The 18,052-nt window shown below is 41.7% G+C and carries 14 protein-coding genes; all 14 read right to left on the minus strand.

Features of this window, described 5'->3' with window-relative positions; all coding sequences use genetic code 11:
- Positions 1-9: 9 nt before the first annotated feature.
- Positions 10-3,399, minus strand: coding sequence for a hypothetical protein (locus CL667_07115; GenBank protein ID MAL17464.1), 3,390 nt, complete (start codon positions 3,397-3,399; stop codon positions 10-12).
- Positions 3,400-3,457: 58 nt separating this feature from the next.
- Positions 3,458-4,333: an MBL fold metallo-hydrolase gene (locus CL667_07120; GenBank protein MAL17465.1), complete on the minus strand. Its 876-nt coding sequence runs from the start codon at positions 4,331-4,333 to the stop codon at positions 3,458-3,460.
- A gap of 146 nt (positions 4,334-4,479) precedes the next feature.
- Entirely contained in the window at positions 4,480-4,797 is a 318-nt protein-coding gene (locus tag CL667_07125; GenBank protein ID MAL17466.1) for a hypothetical protein, read from the minus strand.
- Between the two features lie 26 nt (positions 4,798-4,823).
- Positions 4,824-5,474, minus strand: a complete 651-nt coding sequence (locus CL667_07130; protein ID MAL17467.1) for a cytochrome C oxidase subunit III — start codon at positions 5,472-5,474, stop codon at positions 4,824-4,826.
- 36 nt (positions 5,475-5,510) lie between these two features.
- Entirely contained in the window at positions 5,511-7,247 is a 1,737-nt protein-coding gene (gene ctaD, locus CL667_07135; protein MAL17468.1) for a cytochrome c oxidase subunit I, read from the minus strand.
- Position 7,248: 1 nt separating this feature from the next.
- Complete coding sequence (coxB, locus tag CL667_07140) at positions 7,249-8,193, minus strand: cytochrome c oxidase subunit II (protein MAL17469.1); 945 nt, start codon at positions 8,191-8,193, stop codon at positions 7,249-7,251.
- Between the two features lie 25 nt (positions 8,194-8,218).
- On the minus strand, positions 8,219-9,022 hold the full coding sequence (locus tag CL667_07145; GenBank protein ID MAL17470.1) for an SCO family protein: 804 nt from the start codon (positions 9,020-9,022) through the stop codon (positions 8,219-8,221).
- An 8-nt stretch (positions 9,023-9,030) separates the two neighbouring features.
- Entirely contained in the window at positions 9,031-9,564 is a 534-nt protein-coding gene (locus CL667_07150) for a hypothetical protein (GenBank protein ID MAL17471.1), read from the minus strand.
- Positions 9,565-9,576: 12 nt separating this feature from the next.
- Positions 9,577-10,773 (minus strand): hypothetical protein, encoded by a 1,197-nt coding sequence (locus tag CL667_07155; GenBank protein MAL17472.1) that lies wholly within the window; start codon positions 10,771-10,773, stop codon positions 9,577-9,579.
- A gap of 25 nt (positions 10,774-10,798) precedes the next feature.
- Entirely contained in the window at positions 10,799-11,839 is a 1,041-nt protein-coding gene (locus CL667_07160; protein MAL17473.1) for a hypothetical protein, read from the minus strand.
- Positions 11,832-12,380 carry a hypothetical protein gene (locus tag CL667_07165; GenBank protein ID MAL17474.1) on the minus strand — a complete coding sequence of 183 codons (549 nt, stop codon included), beginning with the start codon at positions 12,378-12,380 and terminating at the stop codon, positions 11,832-11,834. Before CL667_07165 ends, CL667_07160 begins: the two co-directional genes overlap by 8 nt.
- A gap of 5 nt (positions 12,381-12,385) precedes the next feature.
- The gene (locus CL667_07170; GenBank protein MAL17475.1) at positions 12,386-13,813 is read right to left on the minus strand and encodes a hydrogenase; all 1,428 of its coding nucleotides are present in this window, start codon (positions 13,811-13,813) and stop codon (positions 12,386-12,388) included.
- Between the two features lie 27 nt (positions 13,814-13,840).
- Positions 13,841-16,921, minus strand: a complete 3,081-nt coding sequence (locus CL667_07175) for a hypothetical protein (protein MAL17476.1) — start codon at positions 16,919-16,921, stop codon at positions 13,841-13,843.
- Complete coding sequence (locus tag CL667_07180; GenBank protein ID MAL17477.1) at positions 16,921-17,565, minus strand: cytochrome C; 645 nt, start codon at positions 17,563-17,565, stop codon at positions 16,921-16,923. Before CL667_07180 ends, CL667_07175 begins: the two co-directional genes overlap by 1 nt.
- Positions 17,566-18,052 lie beyond the last annotated feature (487 nt).

Below are 18,052 nucleotides of genomic sequence, written 5' to 3' on the forward strand. Positions count from 1 at the left end.
AAATATTTTTCAGAGAACACTTTGACGTTCTCTAAGCTCTTTCAATAACTCAAAGTAGTTTTCAATTAGGCGCTGATAGTCAGGAGAATATTTGGTGAAGTTGGGATCGTTGAGACGATTCCGAATCTGTTTCTCAAGCTCCTCAAGGGTCAGTTCCGGAGGTCGGTTCTGATCGTAATTCTCGGCAATGTTTCCTTCTCGCTTGTCTTCTTCATCCCGCTCTTGCATAGCCTGTTCAGCTTGTAGCATTCGTGATAAAATATTTTGCTGGCGCTCAATCATAATGGGGTCTGTAGAACCTCCTCGGAGATCGTTGATGGTATCTTCCATGTCTTCAATCATGCGCTGCAATTCACTGCCAATCTGATCTCCGTCCATTTCGCCTTGTTGCTGGAGCTGCTGCAGTTGTTTGCGAATCTGATTTTGTTGTTTGGCGATTTGATTCAAACGCTCCATTTGGTCCTGAGAGAGTCGTTCTCCCTGCATGTCGTTGATCATGTCCTGCATCATCTGATTGAGCTTCTGCTGCTGCTCACCGGACTGACTAAGCTGTTCCATCATCTGCTGCATGCTCATACTTCCTGCACCGCCCCCGCTGCTATTTTGGGAGTTCTGCAACTGCTCAAGCAAAGAAGCAATCATAAAGGCAATATCGTTGATTCCACCCAAAGCCTGCCGGGATGCAACGGATGACTGACTTCTATTTCGTTCTGACATCTGTTCTAATGAACGCTGCAACCTCTTTTCAACCTCTAATTTCTTCTCATTGATTTGATTAGAAAACTGAGGAATTTGAGCAGAAAGTTGGTAAAGAGAATCAGAGACAGCCTTAAAAATACCTTCCACATTACGCTGATTTCGTGCATAGCTTACATAAGCCTGACTTCTATTTTCTGTTGCAGAGGCAAGAGTGGTCAGATCTTCTTGTTCCAGGGAAAGATTTAATAATGAATATAAAATGTATTGAAGTCCAGCGATATTAATCTGCTGCTGTTGTTGCCCCATGCTTTGCATCATGCTTCGGGTTTTCTCAGCCATTTGCTGATACTGCTGCTGACGTTGTTGCTGTTGATTCTGATCTTGCTTTTGTCCCTGTTGACCTTCCTGCTTTTCGCCTGAATTATCACCAGAATTTTTCTCGCCTATTTCCTTCTCAAGTTGTTCGCTAATTTTTTCAAGCTCCTGTTTTGTTTGCTCCTGATACTCACTTACAGTTTGTTTATTTTTATCTGAAGTATTCTGAGACAAAGAATCGACCTGGCTTTTAAGCTGTTCATTTTCTTTGAGCGTTTGTTCAAGTGCTTGTTGTTCTTTGGATGTTTGGGGTTCTCCATCTGTTTCTTGTCGCTCTTGCTCTTTTCGAGCCATATCTTCGAAAGACTTTGCCAGCTTGTCTAAGTCAGAATTCAACTTCAGCTCTTTGAATAGTTCAATGGTTCTTTCAAGGCGCTCTTTGTACAGCTTTTCATTGAACTCCAGGTTTTCAATAGCTTCACTCATCTGTTCCGGATTCATTTGGCTGAGCTGTTCTTTCAACTTCTCCATAGCCTTCAGGTACTCAGGGTCATCAATTTCCTCCATCAACTTTTGAAGTTCTTCATAAGCTTTTTGAGTTTCTTCAGAGAGCATATTGTCTTTGCTTAGCTCTTCCTTCAGCTCACTAAACTTCTTATTGAGTTCATCAATTTTCTTCTGGACTTCTTCCTGCTGTTTTTGAACCTGCTCTAACTCTCTTCTCTCTTCATAGCCAGCGTTTTCAGGATTGTCCTTCATTCGTTCTTTGAACTGCTCATATTGTTTTTGAGTTTGTTCAAAAGCTTCCGAGATTTCATCAAGGTCAGTTTCAACATCCTCCTCTTTCTTGTCGATGTCTTCAAAATAATCTACCAGAGAAGGTACGGTGAGAACCAGTTTTTGAGAATTTGCAGACTTAAAGCCATTGTATCCATCGTTATCACTAACGGTAATCCAGAAGGTGAGTTCATCCTGAGGTTTTAGTCCAAAGGACTCCAATCCCCAAACGAAAGGTTGTAATACCGACTCTTGCGGTCTGTCTAATGCTATAGATCCGGTTAATGGTTCTTCTACATAAGCTCTTCGCAATTCATAGTTGAGTGATGCAGCAGTAAGCCCAAAGTCATCTGTAGCACGAAACAGGATTTCAATTTCAGTAGGATTTACTTCCTGAATGGATTGTTCGGGCTCAATAATTTCCACTAAAGGATATTGATCAAATTGGGGGGCTACTACTATTTGAAATGGATTTTGACTGGTAAGTCCGTTTTGATCTTCTATATGAAAACCAAGTGTATCGGGTTCTTTAACCGGAATCTGATACTTGAAAGTGCTGTCGTTCTGCACATATAGATCCAACAGCTCATTAGTAGTGTAAAGTTGAAGGAAAGAGACGGACTTATTGAGTCTGCCTGATAGTTTTAAAGTTGAGCCTTCATAAGGTCTTATTTGTGAAATTGGGTAGGTGACGGTTGTCGAATCTAATTCTGTATAGGAAGGCGGAATGATGGTGGCCTGTAACTCACTGAACCTTGGGCGAAGTTGCACATCTGCTTTAAATACTTCGCTTTTGTATCCGTCCATCTGCACGTAATACTGTAAATCATTATTCAGGTCTAGTGGTATAGAACTAAAGCTAAGCCCCGATAACTCCATGGCACGCGTTCTGAAATTTTCTTCAACAGAAGTTTTAATCTGAAGGCTTACGTTATCGGGAACTAAGTCGCCCTGAAATTCTATATCAACCTGAAATGGACTTCCCTGTTCAATGGTGATATTTCCAGGATTGATGACATATTGGTAAGGATTTGGTTTCTCAAAACTTTCCCAAAATGAAAAAGAGCGCTGTGTTGCTGCATTGAAGTTGATAGCTGTAAAACAAAACACAATAAGAGAGGCTATAGATAAGCCTATAAATAGCGTGTAATACTTGTAATAGGCAGATTCTCTGATATAATTATTAAGGATATCTTCAAGCCGTTTTGGCTCAATTTTGCTAAGATTCTGGATAATAGCAGCGTCAACTAAAGCCCGATTACCCTGTGTTGATTTCTCTAAGTCTAAAGTGTCTTTTAGTTCGGGTAGATTACTCTCACGGCTAAAGGTTCTATAGAATTTTTTAAAACCGGTGGGATCAATCTTAGCATAGTCTTTCCAAAGTGAGAACCCGGATGCTGATATCAGAAGGAGGAGCAAAACAGATTTGGTAGCTATCGACAAGTAGAATACATGCTCAAGTATGACGAAAGCCGTTACTCCAATGAGAAGAATGAAAGCAGACCTCAGAAAAGAACTGATGTTCTTCTTTACAAGCAGACTTTTATAAGCAGCTTTTAGCTGTTTCTCAACAGATACCGAAGAGTGTTGTTGATCAGAATTTTTCATAGAATTTTATAAGGCATAAAGGTGCAATAAAAACTGAAATCATTGCTCTTTATTTCAATTAAAGATCATTTAGGCTCAAAGTTTCTGCAACAGAAAATCTTCCTTCTTCATGTTGGACACGGATAACTTCTTCATGAGCATCATGTTCCAAATACAGATACCATTCATTCTTTGATGCCTGCTTTAAAAACGCTTCTTTTTCGTCCAGCGTTTGCACAGGATACATATCATACCCCATTACCCAAGGAAGTGGAACATGAACGTGGGTAGGTAAAAGATCGGCAACAAAAACGAGTGTTTTCCCATCAGCTTTAATTACCGGAAGCTGTTGCCCAATTGTATGTCCATTTACACTAAGGGCAGAGAGTCCTTTTTCATACTCGTGATTCTCGGCTACCAGGTTCAGCTTACCGGAATCTTTGATCGGTTGAATATTTTCAGGGAGAAAACTGGCTTTCTCCCGGGCATTGGGATTATTCGCATTATCCCAATGTTTGTCTACAACGTGATAATTGGCATCAGGGAAAGTGAGCTCAAGTTCTTCAAATTCATTATAGAAACTGCTGCCCCCACAGTGATCGAAGTGAAGATGGGTGAAAATGATATCTGAAATATCTTCAATAGAAAACCCATGATATTTCAGTGAATTTTCAAGATTCTTGTCTTTATACTTCAATTGATAGATGCCTTCCATCTTATCACTAAACTTGGTGCCGGCTCCATTATCAACCAAGTAAACCTTACCGGTATTATTTGATTTAATTAGGAGGCATCGCATGGTCATTGGGATTCGGTTGTTATCATCCGCAGCAAGGCCTCTTGACCAGAGGGTTTTAGGAACCACTCCAAACATGGCACCTCCATCAAGGCGAAAGTCTCCCGTTTCTATGGTATAGAGTTCAAATGGACCTAAAGTAGTTTTTGATAAGCTCATGTACTGTCTTTTTTAGTTATTCGAATATAACAATCAGAGAAGAGGATTCAGAATAGGCTATAATTATTTACAAGCATAATTCAGCCAATAAAAAAACCCGATTCATAAAATGAACCGGGCTTAAAAATATTGCTTCTTCTAAAGATTTAGAAGGAGGGTACTACATCATTTCTATACATAGTATCTAGCAGTGTAACAGCTACCATCAAGATGAAAAAAGTAGCTGCCATGATTAGTAACATGGCATTGAATTTTACATCCCAATAAAGGTTCATGAAAAATGCGGCTACCAAAAATGCTTTAACCAATGCAACAGCCATTGCTGTTACTACATCAAATGGAGGTGGTATAGCTACAAATTTAGCAAGGACTACCGTAATGATAGTCAAAATTAATAATGCAGTACCTACGGCCCAAAGCTGGCCTGCAGAAGAAACATGATGTTCGTGATTATGTTCGCTCATAGTTAAAATCGTTTAGAGTAAATGGGTCATTCAATAAGATAGAGAAGTGGGAACAGGAAGATCCAGATAAGGTCAACCAAGTGCCAGTACAGCCCGGTAATCTCAACAGGAGTGTAGTATTCACTACTGAATTCTCCTTTACTGGCGCGTCTGTAAATCCAGTAAATAAGACCGATTCCAATAATTACGTGCAATGCGTGAACGCCTGTAAGCATGTAATAAATACTAAAGAATACAGCGGCCTGAGCGTGCTCTAATCCCTCATAGGTGTAATATTCACCTGGGAAAATACCAAGTTCAAACTTGTGTGCGTACTCAAATCCTTTAATTACCATAAAGACAACTGCGAGTCCAATAGTGATTAAAAGGTTTTTCTTGAGCCCTTCAATTTGGTCTTTCTGGGCAGACCGGATAGCCATTGCAACCGTTAAACTACTACCAATAAGGACAACGGTATTGACCGCACCCCAAAAGGTATTGAGCTCGAGTGCTGCTTCGGTGAAGAGTTCCGGATACCATGCTCTGTATATAATGTAAGCACAGAATAATCCGCCAAAGAAAAGGATTTCGTTTACCAAGAACACCCACATACCCATTTTCGCAGTATCAAATTGCTGATCGGAGTCAACAAAGTGATGCTGTACATGCGTGGGGTGTGAAGTCGAATGATTCGCCATTTACTTCCCGAGTTGTGTTTTTTGTGTTAACATTTTTTAGTTGGATTCTACCGCTTTTGCAGCTGAAACTGCTTCGTGGCTTGGATCATGCCCGTTATGAGAATCAGCGAGACCAAGCTGGAATTCTTCCATTGGCTTGTGATAGTCATAAGGTCCGTTGATTACAACCGGTGTATGATCAAAGTTGTGGAAGTCGGGCGGTGATGTTGCCTGCCATTCAAGTCCACGACTACCCCAAGGGTTAGCACCGGCTTTTTCTCCTCTAAACAAAGAGACGAATAGATAGTAGGCGATCAATAAGAACCCAACGCCAAGGATATAAGATCCTATGGTAGAAGTTTGGTGAAATACTGTAAACTGATCGATGTAGTTATAATATCTTCTTGGCATTCCCTGTGAACCCATAATAAACTGAGGGAGGAAGGTCATGTTGAAGCCGATGAAAATTAAAGCAGCTCCAATCTTAGCCTGAAACTCGTTATACATTTTACCGGTCATTTTTGGCCACCAGTAATGTAATCCAGCGAGCAGTGCAATCAGTGTTCCACCCATCATCACATAGTGAAAGTGAGCTACAACGTAATAGGTATCGTGCAGGTGAATGTCTGCAGAGAGAGCACCCAACATAATTCCTGTAAATCCACCAATAGAGAATAGAAATAAGAAGATGAATACATAAATCATCGGAGTCTTCATCTCAATGGAGCCCTTATATAGCGTGGCTACCCAGTTTAGGATTTTAATACCTGTCGGGATACCTACAAGGAAAGTCAGGAATGAGAATACAGTTGTTGCTACAGCAGACTGACCGGATGTAAACATGTGGTGCCCCCATACGAGGAAACCGATGAACGCAATAGCCAGTGAGGAAAGAGCAATCGCCCAGTATCCAAAAATGTGTTTCTTTGAGAAAGTGGTAATAACTTCAGAAATAATACCAAACCCAGGTACAATCATAATGTACACTGCTGGGTGGGAGTAGAACCAGAAGAAATGCTGGAAGAGAACAGGATCACCGCCTAAAGCAGGATCAAAAATACCAATTCCGAGTGTACGCTCCATAGTAAGTAAAAGCACAGTAATAGCTAATACCGGAGTTGCAAGAATCTGAATGATACTGGTTGCATACAAAGCCCAGATATTCAACGGAAGTTTACCCCAGGTAATACCGGGAGCTCGCATTTTATGAATCGTCGAGATAAAGTTAGTTCCGGTTAAAATGGAGGAAAATCCAAGTATGAAGACCCCCATGGTAACCCATATTACACTCGAGGTTGAAGTGGTACTGTAAGGAGTGTAAAAAGTCCATCCGGTATCAAGCCCATTATTAGCGAGTGCGATGAAGGTGAAGATGGCTCCAATCCAGTAAATATATAAACTGGCGAGGTTCAACCTCGGGAATGCAACGTCTTTTGCTCCAACCTGCATCGGTAACACAAAGTTACCTAAGGCTGCAGGTATAGAAGGCACAAGCACGAAAAACACCATAATGGCGCCGTGTAAAGTGAAAAACTGATTGTAAGTATCAGCTTCGATAAAAGTTTTAGCAGGAGTTAGGAGTTCCGTTCTTAATAATAATGCTAAAACACCACCAATTAAGAAAAATAGAGCAACAGAACCCAAGTACATGAGTCCGATTTTCTTATGATCTACAGTCGTCATCCAAGCCCAAAGACCTTTCTCATCGGTCAGGTAGGTATTCTTAGGGTCTTCAGAAGGCTTAAACCGCTTAACTTTTAGTGTTTTTGTATTAGATACTTCAGCTGTTGCCATGTTATTCTTCTAACGTTTTAATGTATTCAATAATATCGGAGATGTCGTCATCACTGAGACGTCCCTCATAACTAACCATTTGATTTTGGTAACCTTCAACAATTTTTGCAGCAGGGTCAAGAATGGATTCACGGATGTAATTATCATCGGCTGTTACGGAAGTTCCATCTTCCATTTGACGTTCAGCACCATAAAGACCTGCCCAAGATGGGCCGATTTTTTCCGAACCATCTACAGAGTGGCAGGTAACACATCCCTGAAGGGTTGATAACTGTTCGCCACGCTCAACAGGAGTTCCACCTGAACCTGTTCCTTGTTCAGCAAGCCAGGTTTGGAATCCTTCTTCGGTATGCACAACTACTTTAGCTAACATATCGGAGTGGGATGTACCACAATATTCGGTACAGAAAACTTGTGATTCGCCAGGTTCTTCAGCCTGGAACCAAACATAAGTATATCGGTTTGGAAGCACATCGTGCTTAATACGGTAATCCGGAACAAAGAAAGAGTGGAGGACATCCTGTGATTGCATCACCAATTTAACGGGACGGCCTGCTGGTACATGGACTTCATTACCAACTTGGGCGCCTGTTTCATATTTGAAGGTCCAACCCCATTTGTATGCAGAAACCTGAATTTCGTATGCGTTATCAGGGACTGTTTTAAGGTTTAACCAGCCTTTATATCCCCATCCAAATACAACAAATACTAAAAGCAATGGAATGACCGACCAAGTAATTTCCAGCGTATTATTGTGGGTGATAAGCGGTGTTTCGTCGTCTTCTGATTTGCGTTTGTACTTAATTGCGAAATAAATCATCGCAATGGTAACGCCGGCTAGTATAATAAAACTTACGATGTGTATGAAAGCCATCAGCGCATCGGTACTTGCTCCCGTCATCGGAGATTTAAGCTCCGGAAGCATAAAATCGAATAAACTGCCCATTAGTAAAATTCAGTTTTGAGGTTGGTTATTTGCGTTTTTCGCGAAGCCAAAGCACGCCGAGGAATATACCGAGAATAATCAGTGTAGCCAAGCCACCAAGCTTCATAATATTAATTGCTACCGGCGTATAACTACCGGAATCGGGATCATATTGATAACAGAACATAACGAGTTTATCGACGGTGTTACCAATTTTTCCATCCGCAGATTCATACAAGGCACTGCGTACATTAAATTCATCATAGGAAATACCGTACAGATAACGGGTTATTTTCCCTTTTGGACTCAGGAGTGTAATTGCAGCACTGTGCGCATATTCTCCGGTCTCTTCAATTTCTTTATACTCAAAACCAACCGCATCAACGACCTTATCAATTTGGTCTTTGTTGCCAGTCAAAAAGTGCCAGCCGGCTTTGGCCGTTGAATCCATCTGACCCAAGTAATTTTCCTTTGATTTTGCCGCTAATGCCGCATCCTCCTTAGGGTCAATACTGATGGAGATGACAATAAATTCTTTGCCGGGCTTCCAAATCAGTTCATCAACAACATTAATCACTCCATCAAGAACAAGGCCACACAACATTGGGCAATCGTAATAGAGTGGATTTAATAAAACGGGTTTTCCTTCTTCCAATAAGTCACCAAGAACAACGCTGTCGCCATTTGATTTGGCAAACTTAGCATCCAAAGGGATGAAATCTCCCAGATGTTCATTGATGCCTAAATCTTGCAGCGCATCCGGTGTTTCACGATTTACCTGCGCAAATGCAGATAGTGAAGTCAGAAACACTGCAAGCAAACTAATTGCTAACAGTGTAAAGCGTCTCATGATGATTATTAGTCTTGTGCTATTTTGCTAATAGCACTGTCAATAGGAATTCTGTAAATACCTTCCTCTAAATCAACAACACCAAAGCTATTCAATTCTTGATCTTGCTGAGCTTTTAATTCTTTAATCTCTGAATACGTGCTATTAGTCGAAACTTGTTTTTGAGTTTCAAACAGGCTGTATTGTGAGAAGTAAACCAAACCTATAACGAAAATAACTACAAGAGAAGTCCCAAGTGTGGACCAAAATATGAGTTTTTTATAGTTGAGAGTATCACTCATCACCCCATGTCCAACTGCATAGGCAAATTCTTCATCCTCAGTAGTAATATCTACATGTTCAACTAAGTCGTGATCGGAATCACCGGCAGCTTCTGTAGTAAAGATTTGAGAAGCTTCGTCTTGAAGTTGTGCTGCCCAAGAAATGATTTCTTCTTCAGAAACATCATGTTTCTTGGCAATTTTCTCAATCACAGAGCGACCCTGAGACACTGCTTCGAGTGCTACTTTCGCTTTAAATTCTGAACTATACTTTTCTGACATCGGTAAATTCGATTATTGGTGATATGATTTAGAAAGACAGTCGTCAAGTTTTGGATCGTTCTTCGGAACCATATCGTGTTTTTTGAAGGTGTTAAAGAACAAGCCAAAGAAGATGCCTCCCAAACCTAAGAAAGCGGTGATATCCATCCAGCTAAAGTGGATTCCATGCTTAAACAATACAGGCATTGCAATCCAGTATATCTCAGCAAAGTGAATTACGAGAACCAGGATAGATATAATGGTAAGAATTGTGCGGTTTTTCTTCGCTTCGCGATTCAGAAGTACCAAAAATGGAATTGCAAAACGGAAGATCAATAAACTGTAGGCAATATATTTCCAGCTGCCTTCTAATCGATGGAAGTACCAAAGTGTTTCTTCCGGAAGGTTAGCGTAGTAAATCAATAGGAATTGGCTAAAGGCGATGTAAGCGTAGAAAACAGTAAAAGCGAAGAACCAGGCACCTAAATCATAGATGTGTACCTGTCGTATCGTATTCTTTAAAATGCCTTTGCGTTGCATGTAAAAGACCAACAAGATCATAACAGGCCAGAAAGTCTGGAAACTGATTGCAAAGAAATACACTCCAAACATTGTAGAGAACCAGTGGGGGTCAAGAGACATCAACCAGTCAAAACTGGCAAATGCTACTGAAAGAGCAAACAAAGGAATACCAGGTGCACTTACTTTTCTAAGAAGTGCAGTTAAACCCCAGTCATTAGTTTTATCCATTTCGACAGAGACTTTGTGGAGTTTGTATCCAAGGTATCCCCAAATGGCAAAGTAGATAAACTGTCGTGCGATAAAGAAAGGGGTATTTAAATAGGCTGACTTCCCTTTCAGGATTTTATCAGCCATTACGGCATCTTCGTGGCTCCAGTGGTACAGGTTATGAATTCCAAGTATTACCGGGATCGCAAAGATTGCCCATATCCAGATATTTGAAATAAATGTTTCTGAAATACGGCGAAACAAGACACCCCAAGAGGACTTCGTAATATGGTGTAACATTACCATCAGAAGTGCGGCAAGTGCTATTCCACTAAAGAACACAAAACTTACTAAGTACGAGAAGAAAAACTGATCGGCATCTAAGAAATAACCAATGATACTGGCTATCAATCCAACAGCCCCAACACCAAAAAGTGCACGAGGAACTTTGCTGTCGGCCGGAAATTGTAAAGAATCTGTTATTGTAGGCTTATGACTCATTTTTTGGATGTATTAAGCAAAGTTCTTAGTTGTCAGATAAATTTTTGATATAAAGTACGATCGACTCGATTTCGTGATCAGCAAGATAGCTGTAAGAAGCCATCACGCCTTGCTGATAGTCAACAGGTTTTGCCGCTTCCGGTTCAACAATTGATTGCCGGATGTAGTCTTCATCTTTAGTTACAGTAATCGTTTCACCGTCAGCCGTAACTACTTGACCTTCACTTCCGAATAGACCGGCCCAAGTTGGACCAATTCCACCAGCAGCACCGTCTTCATTGTGGCAAGCTGCACAACCATTGGCTGTAATCACTTCTTTTCCAAGATCGACTGTTGGTTCGGGAGCATCACTAGGTGCCCTTGCAGCAGCAACTGAATCTTGGCGTTCTCTTTCAGCAGTAAACTCTGCTTGCAGTGCTGCTATATCAACAGGATAATCCTGCATTTCTTGTTCGTTAACATTCTGGCTTTCCTGCAGTGCACGGATATATGCTACGATAGCCCAGCGATCTTCAACGGGAACTTGTGTTGAGTAGGATGTCATAGTTCGCACTCCATTATAAATAGCTGAATAGAGTTCACCGTCTGGAGCATCAACTAAACGCTGGTCGTGATAGGAAGGGGCAGGAACATATCCATAACCACCGGTCATAATAATACCATTACCAGCTCCTGTTTGTCCGTGACACGGTGTACAGTAAATTTCGTAACGCTCTTTTCCACGATAGAGGAATGATTTGGTGATATCTACGGGGATGTAATCAATATAGTCGCCGTTTTCATCTACACCTTCATAATAAGCTACATCTAACTTTGCAAGCCCTCGAGCAACAGTACCTTCTACCGGTTGACGCATAGAGCGACCGTCAGCAAAGAAGTTATTTTCTTCTTGAGCTTCTTTTCTAGGTTGCTGATCCATGTTCATATTTGGATGGATAGGGGGCTTTTCAGAAAGCTGCCCCTGGCAAGCTGAAAGAGAAATTCCGAGCGCAAAAAGGCCCGCAATTTTAAACATTCCTTTAAAATTCATTCCTGGAAATGATATGTGGGTATTCTTTTTATTCATAAACTTCCTCGATGTGAGTAGCTCCGGCTTCTTCAAAAAGCTTTTTCACTTTGTCAGACTCAAACATATCGTCATCAGCTTCGATACAGGCAAAAAACCCGTCATCGGTAGCTTTCTTAAAGCGTTCTACGTTAAAAAGAGGATTGTTAAATCTTGGCAGTCCATTTAGAAAAAACATTCCAAATACAGTACCAAATGCTGAAAGCAACACTGTCAATTCAAAGATAATCGGTACCCAGGCAGGAGCATTAAAGAATGGTTTCCCGCTAATATTCAAAGGATAATCAATTACTGACATGTAATACATCATAGCAATAGCGCCTGCAAAACCAAGAAAAGCATGACCAAGTACAATCCAGCCAAGTTTTGATTTCTTTAGATTCATAGCTTTATCCATTCCATGAATCGGGAAGGGGCTAAAGGTGTCAAATTTACTAAAGCCTGATTTTGAAATGGTTTTAGCCACATCAGTTAGTTCTTTAGGATTTCTGAACTCGGCGATGATGCCGTACATGTCCTTATTTTCTGTTTGTGTACTCATATTCGTTAAACCTTCTCAGCTTGAGGTTCTGGTACTTCTACTTTTGGCGGGTTGAATTCTTTAGTCTCTTCATCATAGTTATGAGGGTCAGCTAAAGGAATCACCGCTTTGATTTCTGCAATGGCAACCATTGGCAGGAAGCGTAAGAACAGAAGGAACATGGTGAAAAACAGACCAAAGGTTCCAACGTAAGTCAACACATCCCAGATGGTTGGAGAGTAATAATCCCAACTTGAAGGCAGGTAATCATTCGCAAGTGAAGTAACTGTAATAACAAATCGCTCAAACCACATACCGATATTCACCACAATAGAGATAAAGAAGGTGAATCCGACACTGGTTCGTAATTTCTTAGACCAAAAGAACTGAGGAGACAACACATTACAAGTCATCATTGCCCAATATGCCCATGCATAAGGACCTGTTGCTCTCAGAATAAAAATAGCTTTTTCATATTCAACGCCACTGTACCAGGCGATAAAGAATTCCATCATGTAGGCAAATCCTACCATAGAACCTGTTACGAGAATAACAATGTTCATCTTCTCCATGTGATCGTTGGTCATGATGTCTTCCATGCCGTAAATCTTGCGAGCAACAATCATCAAGGTAAGTACCATCGCAAAACCGGAGAAAATAGCACCGGCAACGAAGTAAGGAGGGAAAATGGTTGTATGCCAGCCCGGAATCATGGAGACGGCAAAGTCAAAGGATACAATGGTGTGTACAGAAAGTACTAAAGGAGTCGCAAGACCGGCTAAGATCATATATGCTTTTTCATAATTCCACCAGTGGCGGTTAGAACCAGTCCATCCCAGAGAAAATATTCCGTAAACAACTTTTCTAATTTTGTCTGTTGCACGATCTCGAATTGTAGCAAGATCAGGCACAAGACCTACATACCAGAAGAGTAGTGATACTGTAAAGTAGGTTGATACCGCAAACACGTCCCATAAAAGGGGAGAGTTGAAGTTAGGCCACATCTGCATGGAGTTAGGAACGGGGAATACCCAGTAAATAACCCAGATACGACCAACGTGAATAGCCGGAAATACACCGGCACACATTACGGCAAAAATAGTCATCGCCTCCGCAAAGCGGTTAATGGCGGTACGCCAATCTTGTCGGAACAGGAATAGAATCGCAGAAATCAGGGTTCCGGCGTGGCCAATACCAACCCACCATACAAAGTTAATGATGGCCCAACCCCAGCCAACAGGGTTGTTAAGTCCCCAGATTCCAGTTCCTTCCCAGATCAAATAACCAATTGCAGCTACCATCACGAAAAGCAAGCCATTGGCCGCAATCATGCATAAGTACCATGCTTTTGGAGTAGGGCGTAAATTAATATCGGTAATCAGTCTTGTCAGGCTTGAAAAGTCATGGTCGCCTTTTACAAGAGCGGGTTCCGGTACGTATTGGTATTTACTCATGTTTTGGTTGTATTCCTGATTAATATCTTAAGCCAAAGCCGGGTTTGGATTCGTAAGTTTCGCCATATATGATGTTCTTGGACGCGTGTTAAGCTCCTCGAGCATCTGGAAATTTCGCTCGTTGCGTTTCATTTTCGCAACTTCGCTGTTATCGTCGGTCAAATCACCAAAGTAGATAGCGTCTGCAGGACATGCTTGCTGACAAGCTGTTTTAACTGCGCCATCTGCTGGTTTTGGTGAACCTGTTTCGTTCTTGGCTTCAATTTTGGCACGGTTTACGCGCTGAGCGCAATACGTACATTTTTCCATCACACCACGGAAACGAACAGTTACTTCCGGATTCATCGCCATTTGGATGATATCAGGATCGTCGCCCGTAGTTAAATACTCTTTAGGATAGTTAAAGAAGTTGAATCGACGAACTTTGTAAGGACAGTTATTTGCACAGTAACGAGTTCCGATACAGCGGTTGTACGTCATCTGGTTCATGCCATCTTCACTGTGGGTAGTTGCCGCAACAGGACAAACCTGCTCACAAGGAGCCAACTCACAATGCATACAAGGAACTGGCTGGTGAACAGCTTGTGGAGATTCAGCATCATCGCCTACATAATAGCGATCATTGCGAATCCAGTGCATTTCACGTCCACGTTTCACTTCTTTTTTCCCAATAACGGGGATATTGTTTTCAGACTGACAAGCAATCACACACACACCGCAACCGAAGCATGAGTTCAGGTCAATAGCCATTCCCCATTGCGGTTCGTAGTCTGGATAAGTTTGCTCATCAAACAGAGAAATAGGCTGATCTTCGCCCATTTCTTCAGCTTCTTTCATGCCAGGCACTTCATAAGTGTGAACTGAGGCAAAGGAAGCAAAATCTGGGTTGTCTTTGTATTCAGAAATAGAAGCCTGACGATACATATCTCGTCCTTCAAGGCTGTGGTGATCCTGAACACATGCAATTTCATACGTATCACCTGTAGTAGATACATTTGCAGAGGCAAACAACATATTGTCTGTTCCTCTCAATGGATATACATCTACACCGCCGGCGGTATAATCGATATATGAGCTGGCTACTCGGCCAATTCCTTCTCGTCCATAACCGGTTGTTAGGGTGATGGCATCATCAACATGACCGGGCTGTACCCAAGCTACAATGCTGATAGATCGTCCATTTACTGTAATTTCTACAACGTCATAATCGTCTTGTCCGGCACCGGCTTCTTCAATACCTAAGCTTTTGGCTGTGGCAGGACTCATAAGAGCTACATTATCCCAAGTCACTTTCGTCATTGGGTCAGGAAGTTCCTGAAGCCAGCCTAAGTTTGCATATCGTCCGTCATATAATGTAGCATCAGGACGAATAACGACTTCCATTCCGGTAGTAGAAGACACATTTGACTTCGCTCTGTTCATTGCAGAAGCAAAACCGGAAGTTAACCGAACATTAACTTGGTTGAAGTTGCCTGTTGTGTCAATTCCATCATGAAGAATAGTTGTCCATTGGTTATCAAAACCTGAACTGTAATATCCTTGGAAAGTATTTCGAACTAAATCATAGCCGGAAGTCATAGATCCGGATACAATTGTATTTAAAAATTCAATTTCACTTAAGCCTTCATGCAAAGGACGGATTTGTGGCTGAATCACAGAACGTGCTCCGCCATAAGAATACCCATCGCCCCAAGCTTCCAGGAAGTGAGCACGGTTGACGTGCCATGATGATTTCATTGAAGTCTCATCTACATAATCAGAGAGATTAACAATGGTATCAACGTTGGATAGGGCATTTTCAAAGTCAAGATCTGCAGGGGCGGTATGAACCGGATTAACACCAACCATAACAACAGTATCGATGTTACCCGCTTTCATTTCAGCGACTACATCAGCGAAAGCTTCGGTACTGCTTTGCTCATCAATGTGTGGTACATCTAAATAGTGAACCGTGCTACCTGTATTACCAAGTGCCTGATTGATAGCTGCAACAGCGGCGTGTACTTCAGGCTTATGCTGAGCTCCAGCCGATATTGCTGATCTTCCGGCGTTTGCGGCAAGGTCATCAGCAAGAGCAGTGATCCATTTGTGATCAGTAAATTCATTTGTGTAACCACTGAAAGCACTCAATCCATTAATACGGGTTGAAAGTGCAGCAGCCAGAGCATAAGTAAATGCTTCCATTTGGCTTGCTTTAAGTTTCAGTCGGTGATCAGCGTAAGAACCGGTTAGGGAGAAAGAATCTTCTACTGAGTAGATGCGATTCATTTCACCATCAGTGTCGGTTACTTTTCTGCGAGAAGAAACCTGCTTAGCGTACTCAACATTATTAGGGTGTGTTGAACTCATGAAGTCATCATTTAGAGAAACGATGACATCCGCATTTTCAAAATTGTAATGAGTTCTCAAACGTCCGCCGAAAGCAATTCGGTTTCCTTCTACAACATTGTCTTCACCAAATGGCTCATAAGTAACCCATGTGGAGTTGTTGAATTTCGAGAGCGCCTGCTCCTTGATAGTTTGGTAAGTAGGAGAGGAATTCGCTTCAGAAATAAAAGCTATGCGTTGGCCGGTATTTGCAAAATGAGATTTGGCGAACGCTTCAAAATCAGCAACAGTTGATTTACCACCATTATATAGAGGTGATCGAGATCGATCAGGATCGTAAAGACCAAGAATGGCTGCCTGATTAAAAATACTGGTTCCACCACGGCTGGCCGGGTGCATGTCATTACCTTCAAGCTTGGTCGGGCGGCCTTCGTGGTTTTCAGCAATCAACCCAACAAGGTTACCTTGAACAGGCATTGCAGTTGCATAATATAAAGGTATGCCCGGAACAACATCTTCAGGCTGCCGTGAGTATGGTAAAATCTTTTGAACCGGACGCCGGCAAGCTGCCAGCCCGGCCAGTGCAACAGAAGCACCCATCACGCGGAGAAATCCACGCCTTGATACACCGTCGCTTAGTTCAGTAGCGTTTTCAGTAAACTCACGCTCGGCGTATTTTTGATATTCTTTATTATTGGCAAGTTCATTTAAACTCTTCCAATACGTCGTTTCTTTTACTTCTTCACTCATCTGTCGATCTGTAGATTCTAAATCATTCATTAGTAATGGCAACCCTGGCAATAAGTTGGTGCATGAATATTCTTCTTATCTACCAGCGCTTTCCCGATCTCGAGCTGGTTTTCAACTTGATATCCCATGGTTGTTACTTCATCAACGGGGCGTACATATTTTTCAGGCTCACGGTGGCAATCCAAACACCATCCCATGCTAAGTGGCTCTGATTGGTATACAACTTCCATTTTATCGATTCTTCCGTGGCAACTTTCACAACCTACACCCACATTAGTATGTGCGGAGTGATTGAAATAAGCGTAATCAGGTAGGTTGTGTACTCTTACCCACTCAACCGCTTTTCCTGACTCCCAACTTTCACGAATTGGAGCGAGTTTGTCGCTATCCGTCTGAATCTGGTTATGGCAATTCATACAAGTTTGAGTAGCAGGGATGTTTGCCTGTTTAGAGTCGAAAGTACTGGTGTGGCAATACTGGCAGTCAAGACCTAATTGGTCTACGTGCAGTTTGTGGCTGTAGGGAACAGGTTGTTCCGGAGCGTATCCAACGTCAGTATATTGAGGAGAGAAGAAATACCAAACGCCAAAAATAACTGCGTTCAATACAACGATTAATCCAATTAAAATTTTTCGGGGAACTTGATTTGTCCACTTGGGGAAAATCTGCGCCATAAAGATTGCTGATTTGAGTTTACGTATAGAGCAGGATTGCTCCCGTTCAGAAGTCGCGCAAATCTATCAATTTTTTCATTCTAAATTGAACAAAAAGGACGAACAGACTCCTATTTAAAATAATTCTAAATAGACAGGTCGAGACTCCGTAGTCACATTTGTGATGTGAGATTGAAAAGATAGTACACATTTAGGAAAAATGTCGAAAAAGGAATGGAAAAAACTCACCTTCCGGTTAGCATCTTTTAACTTTGCCTCGCAGACATATAGAAGCAATAAACCATAACTGAATAATATACGCTGTCAGAATCAGGTTGAGTTTTCGAACAAATCAGTGCGAGTTGAGGTAATCGGTAACACCCACTTATTGGGTTTATGCGTTTACCATCATTGCGAAGGTCCATCCTCGCAATGGAGCTCCGTAATTAGTATTGACCTGATAGAGTCTCCATATATACGTTCCGACGCGGAGCGATCGGAACGAGAG

The sequence above is a fragment of the Balneola sp. genome, from assembly GCA_002694685.1.
GTDB lineage: Bacteria > Bacteroidota > Rhodothermia > Balneolales > Balneolaceae > Gracilimonas.

What these genes read in the sequence shown, in the direction of transcription:
- CL667_07125 (MAL17466.1), bottom strand. Translation starts at nt 4,797, where the DNA reads ATGAGCGAACATAATCACGAACATCATGTTTCTTCTGCAGGCCAGCTT.
- CL667_07130 (MAL17467.1), bottom strand. Translation starts at nt 5,474, where the DNA reads ATGGCGAATCATTCGACTTCACACCCCACGCATGTACAGCATCACTTT.
- CL667_07115 (MAL17464.1), bottom strand. Translation starts at nt 3,399, where the DNA reads ATGAAAAATTCTGATCAACAACACTCTTCGGTATCTGTTGAGAAACAG.
- CL667_07165 (MAL17474.1), bottom strand. Translation starts at nt 12,380, where the DNA reads ATGAGTACACAAACAGAAAATAAGGACATGTACGGCATCATCGCCGAG.
- CL667_07175 (MAL17476.1), bottom strand. Translation starts at nt 16,921, where the DNA reads ATGAATGATTTAGAATCTACAGATCGACAGATGAGTGAAGAAGTAAAA.
- CL667_07160 (MAL17473.1), bottom strand. Translation starts at nt 11,839, where the DNA reads ATGAATAAAAAGAATACCCACATATCATTTCCAGGAATGAATTTTAAA.
- CL667_07120 (MAL17465.1), bottom strand. Translation starts at nt 4,333, where the DNA reads ATGAGCTTATCAAAAACTACTTTAGGTCCATTTGAACTCTATACCATA.
- CL667_07155 (MAL17472.1), bottom strand. Translation starts at nt 10,773, where the DNA reads ATGAGTCATAAGCCTACAATAACAGATTCTTTACAATTTCCGGCCGAC.
- CL667_07150 (MAL17471.1), bottom strand. Translation starts at nt 9,564, where the DNA reads ATGTCAGAAAAGTATAGTTCAGAATTTAAAGCGAAAGTAGCACTCGAA.
- CL667_07170 (MAL17475.1), bottom strand. Translation starts at nt 13,813, where the DNA reads ATGAGTAAATACCAATACGTACCGGAACCCGCTCTTGTAAAAGGCGAC.
- CL667_07180 (MAL17477.1), bottom strand. Translation starts at nt 17,565, where the DNA reads ATGGCGCAGATTTTCCCCAAGTGGACAAATCAAGTTCCCCGAAAAATT.
- ctaD (MAL17468.1), bottom strand. Translation starts at nt 7,247, where the DNA reads ATGGCAACAGCTGAAGTATCTAATACAAAAACACTAAAAGTTAAGCGG.
- coxB (MAL17469.1), bottom strand. Translation starts at nt 8,193, where the DNA reads ATGGGCAGTTTATTCGATTTTATGCTTCCGGAGCTTAAATCTCCGATG.
- CL667_07145 (MAL17470.1), bottom strand. Translation starts at nt 9,022, where the DNA reads ATGAGACGCTTTACACTGTTAGCAATTAGTTTGCTTGCAGTGTTTCTG.